The organism is Parabacteroides acidifaciens (assembly GCF_003363715.1).
Lineage (GTDB): Bacteria > Bacteroidota > Bacteroidia > Bacteroidales > Tannerellaceae > Parabacteroides > Parabacteroides acidifaciens.
The window spans coordinates 21029-28387 of sequence record NZ_QREV01000059.1 but is presented as its reverse complement, the minus strand read 5'-3'; the positions used below and the strand labels follow the sequence as shown (position 1 = coordinate 28387).

3 protein-coding genes are annotated in these 7359 nt (G+C 42.8%); all 3 read left to right on the top strand.

Going from position 1 to position 7359, the window contains the following annotated elements:
• Window positions 1-120 precede the first annotated feature (120 nt).
• Window positions 121-3459: a SusC/RagA family TonB-linked outer membrane protein gene (locus DWU89_RS17655; protein WP_115500948.1), complete on the top strand. Its 3339-nt coding sequence runs from the start codon at window positions 121-123 to the stop codon at window positions 3457-3459.
• A gap of 16 nt (window positions 3460-3475) precedes the next feature.
• Window positions 3476-5227 (top strand): RagB/SusD family nutrient uptake outer membrane protein, encoded by a 1752-nt coding sequence (locus DWU89_RS17650; RefSeq protein ID WP_115500947.1) that lies wholly within the window; start codon window positions 3476-3478, stop codon window positions 5225-5227.
• 199 nt (window positions 5228-5426) lie between these two features.
• Entirely contained in the window at window positions 5427-7355 is a 1929-nt protein-coding gene (locus tag DWU89_RS17645; protein ID WP_115500946.1) for a heparinase II/III domain-containing protein, read from the top strand.
• Window positions 7356-7359: the final 4 nt, after the last annotated feature.

Genomic DNA, 7359 nt, shown 5'->3' with positions numbered 1-7359 from the left:
CGTAGTTCTTGAAGGACTGTGATCCGGAATGCACTTTTGTGAAAAAACACTTTAAAAAAGACACAAAGTGATAAATAGTGAAAGTGAATTATTAATTTATTAAATCAATCTGGTGTTATTATGACAAAAGATTTTAAACGCTTTTATGTATCGAAGGCGGTGTTTTTAGGAGCATCCATGTTCTTGGCTTCTATTGGAATGGCATCTGCTAATCCGGCACTCGATGCATCAGGTTCTGTAGAACCTGCACCTGTTGTCGCTTCGCCACAACAGGTAAAATACACTATTAAAGGTGTGGTTGAAGATGCACTTGGTCCTATTGCTGGTGCCAATGTAGTAGAAAAAGGGACTACTAATGGTACGATTACCGATATGGATGGTAATTTTACGTTAGAAGTTGCTTCTAATGCTATTTTAGTTGTTTCCTATATCGGATATCAAAATCAAGAGGTGCCGGTTAATGGAAAGAAAGATTTTAAGATCAGCCTGAAAGAGGATTCTCAGGCATTGGAAGAGGTTGTGGTTGTCGGTTATGGAACGCAGAAGAAAGTAAACCTGACCGGTTCTGTCTCTTCTGTTGACTTTGAAGAACAAGCCTTGTCTCGTCCTATTACGAATGTATCCAATGCGTTGGCCGGTATCAGTGCCGGTGTACAGGTTATGCAGAATTCCGGTCAGCCGGGTAGTGACGGTTCTACAATCCGTATTCGTGGTATCGGAACTTTGAACAACCAGGAACCTTTAGTTTTGATCGACGGTGTGGAAGGTTCGATGGACTTGGTTAACCCGCAGGATATTGAGAATATCTCTGTATTGAAAGATGCTGCCGCATCTTCTATTTACGGTTCCCGTGCTGCCAATGGTGTAATCTTGATTACAACGAAAAAGGGAAAAGCCGGAAAGTTGTCAGTGGCTTATACGGGTCGTGTTTCTTATGCGCAACCGACTAATTTGATCGATCAGATTACGGATTATGCCGATTATATGACATGGCTTAATGAATCATTCGAGAATATCGGTCAGCCGAATCACTTCTCCCAAAGCACAATTGATCTTTGGCGTGAAAAATCAAAAGATCCGAATGGTTTGAATGAAAATGGCGTACCTAATTATGTCGCTTATCCGAATACGGACTGGCAGGACTATTTGTTCGGACATGGTTTGATTAACGACCATAATGTGTCCGTAAACGGCGGTTCCGATAAAATCCGTGTTTTGATGTCTGCCGGTTATCTGGATAACCCCGGACTTGTTGAAAATACAGGTATTCAAAAGTACTCTTTACGTGCAAATATTGAAGCCGATATTACGAAATGGTTGAAAGTCGGAACCCGTACATTTGCTTCCCAGGAAGATAAAGACGCGGGAAACTTTGATAATGCGAACAATTATTTGCGCCAGACGACACCGGGACTTTATCCGGAATGGAACGGTTCATACGGATATCCGGAAGCTCCTGAAGAAAGTGCAACGGCTAACAGTATCGGTGCATTCTTGAACGGACAGGACGGAAAGAAACAGAAGACGAACTTTAATACGACTTTGTATTCTACAATCACTCCGTTAAAGGGCTTGTCATGGGATTTCAGCTTGAACTATAAACGTTACTGGGAAGATAACCAAACTTGGACAAATCCTTTGGAGAAAGTGCGGTTTAGCGATGGTAAGGTTATGTCACCGGCTACGGAACCTTCTGAAATGACTACTTATTTCTATAACCGTTCGGATTATAGTTATACGTTGCAAAATATCATACGTTATAATACGACAATCAACAAAGATCATGATTTAGGCGGTTTGGTCGGATATGAAGAATATTATTATAAACGTGAATCCCGCAATGCGACGAAAAAAGGATTGATCGATTCAAGTATCCATACACCCGGGTCGGCTACCGAAATGGTTAGCATCGGAGGTGGAGCTTTTGACCGTGCCCGTCGTTCTTTCTTTGCGCGTGTGAACTATGCTTACAAATCTAAGTATTTGTTTGAGGCTAATATTCGCCATGACGGAGACGCTCGTTACCATGCCGATTATCGTTGGGGTAATTTCCCGTCATTCTCAGGTGCTTGGCGTGTTTCGGAAGAAGCGTTTATGGAAAATACCAAAAACTGGTTGGATAACTTGAAACTGCGTGTTTCTTACGGTTCTGTAGGTAATAACGGTGGAGACGATGCTACTCTTATCAGCGAATATGAATATCAGTCGACTTATGGAAGTTCCGTGTATCCGTTAGGAGGAAAGCTTACTTCCGGTCTGGCTTCGACTTCAATAGCCAACTCATTACTGTCTTGGGAGACTTCTACCATGACCAACGTCGGTATCGACTTGAATGCTTTGAATAATCGCTTGTCTTTCACGATGGATGCATTTGTGAAGAACACGACCGGTATTTTGTTCAAGCCGTCTATCTATCTGACTGCCGGAGATAAATCGGCACCTCGTAAGAATATTGCAGAAATGCGTACGAAGGGTGTTGAATTTACATTGGGCTGGAAAGACCAGATTGAAGATTTCAGCTATTCGGTTAGTGGTAACTTCTCTTATACGCCGAATAAGATCCGTGCATATAAAGGGGAATTTAAGAGCTATTACGACGAAGATGGAAATTGGGTAAGTAACATCGGTGATGTGGCTTCCAGTACTTCGGCTGTAGACCCGATCGTACAGGGTTATAGTGCAAAAGAATTTTACCTGCGCAATCCGTATAAAGGTTCCGGTAAGGGATATGCTGCCGACGGAGTGAATGGTGGTCCTGTTGACGGTATGATCCGGACTGAATCTGATATGGAGTGGTTGAAATCTATGATCGATGCCGGATATACATTTATGCCGAATAAAACTGTGGGTAAAGATAAAATCTGGTACGGTGATTATGTTTATGCCGATGCCAACGGAGACGGAATTTATGGCGGTTCTGACGATAAAGAATTCCAGGGATTCTCGAAGGACCCGAGATACAACTTCGGTTTGCAGTTCTCGGCCATGTGGAAAGGTTTTGACTTCTCTATGAACTGGGCAGGTGCAGCCGGCTTCAAATTGTATTGGGGATCTGCAACCGGATATAACTCTCCGACGACACGTGTCGGTGTTGCTTTGGGAACGGATATTGCTAATAACCACTATTTCTTTGATCCTGAAAATACTTCTGATGCGCGTACAAACATTAACGCGAAATACGGACGTTTGGTAAACGGAGAAAACGGTTTCCAAAATACAGAGGCTACTTCTTTGTATTTGTTCAATGCAAATTATCTGAAACTTAAAAACTTGACTTTCGGATATACATTGCCGGCTCCTGTTGCCAAGAAGATTTTTACAGACAACCTGCGTGTATATGTCTCTATTGAAAATGTATTCAATATTACAAAATATCCGGGACAAGATCCGGAATTAGGTGCAACACCTGCATATACTTCATTGAGACAATTTGCATTTGGTGCTAATATTTCATTTTAAAGGAGGATAGATAGTTATGAAATTAGTTAAGAATATTTTGTTATTGTGTGCATCTGTTTCGGTTCTGACTGGATGCCGTGGAGATTTGATGGATTTATCTCCTTATGATTCTATTGCTTCCGGTAATATGTGGACAACTGAAAACCTTGCGGATATGGGGGTTGTCGGTATCTATAGCATGTTACAGTACAGCAATGTGGCTGCCGACCTGTATAAGTTTGACTGTTATGGGGTTTCTGCCGATTGCCGTGATAGAGATTATGCGCTGACAATCGGTTCGGTGACAACCGGAGACGGTCAGTTCTCAGGATACTGGAGAACCAATTATGAAGGTGTCAGCCGTACAAACGACGCGATCAAGAACTTGCCGAATGCTCCGTTGAGCGAAGCAAAACTGGCTCGTCTGATGGCGGAAGCTAAGTTTATGCGTGGCTTTTTCTATTATAGATTGAATTCAATGTTTAAAGGTGTTCCTTTATATCTGGAGCCGGCTGAACTGGATGAACTGGTAAAAGGCCGTGATACGGAAGAAGCTGTATGGAACCAGGTTATTACTGACTTGACCGATGCGATCAACACAAGCGAACTGCCTGATAAATATGCTAAAGGAGATGCTTCATATGGTCGTGCCACTAAAGGCGCTGCTTATGCATTGCGCGGGAAAGCTTATATGTGGATGAATGAATGGGCAAAGGCCGAAGCTGATTTCCGTAAAGTCGGAGAATTGGGTTATGGTCTGTTCCAGGGCGATTACAAGCAAATGTTCAAAGAAGCGAATGAGCAAAGCGACGAGATGATTTTCTCTATGCAATGTGTTGGAGAGTCCGGTTATGGAAATGATTTCTCTTTCCGTTATGGTACCCGTAGTTCGTTTGGCTCTTGCTGGAATACTTATCTTGTCAATACTGATTTTGTCGAATCGTATGAATGTGCGGATGGCAAACCTTTCAACTGGAATGATTTCATCCCGGGATACAATGAAATGGATCCGGCTAAACGTGCTGTTTATTTCTTGCGTGATGGTTTGACAGAAGATGAAATAGCCAAGATGGCAGATGATGGTGCTGATATGTCTAAGTATTTGCCGACAGGTAATGAAGCCCGTATCCTGAGTGTTTATGCAAGCCGTGATCCGCGTTTGACAGCTACCGTTATTACTCCGTATTCTCAATATTTCGGTGCTAACGGAGCAACAGACTACACTTATACATTGCGTTGGCCGTACAGAGGATACGATACGGCAGATCCATTTGACTTGAAGACAGATACAAATAACCGCTTCTACTATTTGTTCCGTAAATTTGTAGCTGAAGGAGCAAATGAGATTCCTAACCGTACTTATTCTCCGATCGATATTCCAATTATCCGCTATGCAGATGTTGCGCTTTCTTTGGCTGAATGTTTGAACGAACAGGGAAAAACGGATGAAGCTGTGGAATGGGTTAATAAAGTACGTGCACGTGCAGGCGCCGCTCTTTTGAATAGTAACACCTATACACAGGTTACAGGTCAGGATAACATGCGTGAACGTATCCGCAACGAGCGTCGTTGGGAGTTTGCCGGCGAAGGTGTGAACTTCTTCGACGAAATGCGCTGGAAAACATTGCACGAAAGCAAATACTTCAGCGGTGCAGGTCTGAAGCAAATCTGGGGTACAATCCAGTACACTTATACTTGGGGAGGCGATAACTTGTATAAATGGGCTATTCCTAAATCTGAAATTCAGATGAATGAAAATCTGAAACAAAATGATGGTTGGATAGATTAACCGGATAGGTATTAGAATTTCAACATATGTATTTGTAAGGCTTTGGTTGAGGTCGTGAGACCGGAACCAAAGCCTTTTTTCTTATAGAGGGAACTCCTTAAATTTCTGTATTTGGACAATTTGTGCACATGAAATGGATGAATGTGTTCGTCTCTCATTACTGGTACACATAATTTTGTGATATTGAAAAATAATACCTATGAGAACACAACGATTATTTATGCTTATGTGCCTGTTGCTTTGGGCAACCACACATCTTTATGCTTACGAAGAACGCAATTTATTACAGAAGGCGGCAGACCTTGAAAAGGTGAAGTCTGCTTTGGTGATGGATCAGAAATGGGTTTCCTATCCTGATTATTCCGACCGGGCCGGTTGGGACCAGTTTTTAGGCGAATATAAAGATGATTATATAAGGAAAGGAGAAGCTTTTCTGAATTATGAATGGAAGGTGGTGAAAGCGACCGATTATCTGGAATTCGGACGAAGCGGCGACCGTGACATTATGCAGAATCCGTTCAATAAGAACAATTCGGCGATTGGCGCATTGTTTATGGCGGAGATGGCAGAAGGAAAAGGACGTTTTATCGATCAGATAATTAACGGCGTTTTTGCTTCTTGCGAAATGACTACTTGGGCATTGTCCGCTCATTTGGGTTTGCAGGAGATCGGCGGTTGTTTTCCTAACTATAAAGAACATGTAATAGACCTTGGTTCCGGGAACTTAGCTTCCCAATTGTCATGGATCTATTATTTTCTCAAACCTTCCTTTGACAAGGTGAATCCTCTGATTTCGGATAGACTGCGGCATGAATTGCAGGTCCGTATATTGGATACGTATATGAATGAAGATCATTTTTGGTGGATGGCTTTCCACTTGAAACCGGGTGGCTTGGTGAACAATTGGAATCCCTGGTGTAACTTCAATGTGCTGCAATGTTTTTTCCTGCTTGAAAATGACCGGGACAAACTGGCCAAGGCTGTTTACCGGACAATGACATCCGTAGACCATTTTATCAACTATACGCATCAAGACGGTGCTTGCGAAGAAGGACCGTCCTATTGGGGGCATGCTGCCGGGAAAATGTATGATTACCTGCAGATGCTTTATGATGGGACCGGTGGTAAAATATCTGTATTCGATCAGCCTATTGTAAAGAATATGGGTGAATATATAGCCCGTTCCTATGTCGGCAACGGTTGGGTTGTGAATTTTGCGGATGCTTCGGCTAAAGGTGGCGGTGATGCCGATCTTATTTTCCGTTATGGGAAAGCGACCGGAAGTCCGGTTATGATGAGTTATGCCGCTTATCTCAAGAGTTTGTCCGCTAAAAAGGCTGTTCCGGGTGGAGACCCTTTCCGGCTTTTTCAGACTCTGTTGTATCGTAAAGAGATGGATGGGGTGGATGCCGGTTATAAAGTTCCGGTCTACTCTTGGTATCCGGAGACCGAGTTTTGCTATATGACAAACAAAAAAGGCTTTTTCGTGGCAACGAAAGGCGGATATAATAACGAAAGCCATAACCATAATGATGCAGGAACCTTCTCCCTTTACTTGAATACTACGCCAATTATCATAGACGCCGGTGTGGGAACATATACACGCCAGACATTCAGTCCCGAACGTTATACGATTTGGACGATGCAGAGTAATTATCATAATCTGCCGATGATCAATGGAGTTCCCCAACAGTTTGGTTCTCAATATAAAGCAGAAGACGTCCGTTTTGATCCGAAACGGATGTCATTCTCTGCTGATCTTGCAGCTGCTTATCCGGAAGACGCCCATGTCTCGAGATGGGTGCGTTCTTATAAGCTCGACCAGAATGCCTTGAAGATCGGAGATTCGTTTACGTTGAAGAAGGCGGAAAAGCCCAATCAGGTTAATTTCCTGACTTGGGGGAAAGTGGATATCTCTGTTCCGGGAGCCGTGACGATCGAAGTGAATAATGAAAAGGTACGTCTGGCATATGACAAGAATACATTTGAGCCGGCTATTGAAACTGTAAAATTGGTAGATCCCCGTCTGTCGAATGTCTGGGGTGAAGAAATCTACCGGGTATCGTTGAATGCTAAAAAGCAGCCGCTTTCCGGTTCTTATACTTATACGATAACAACAATAAAATAATAGA

Coding starts and splice junctions, on each gene's coding strand:
- DWU89_RS17655 (WP_115500948.1), top strand. CDS start 121: ATGACAAAAGATTTTAAACGCTTTTATGTATCGAAGGCGGTGTTTTTA.
- DWU89_RS17650 (WP_115500947.1), top strand. CDS start 3,476: ATGAAATTAGTTAAGAATATTTTGTTATTGTGTGCATCTGTTTCGGTT.
- DWU89_RS17645 (WP_115500946.1), top strand. CDS start 5,427: ATGAGAACACAACGATTATTTATGCTTATGTGCCTGTTGCTTTGGGCA.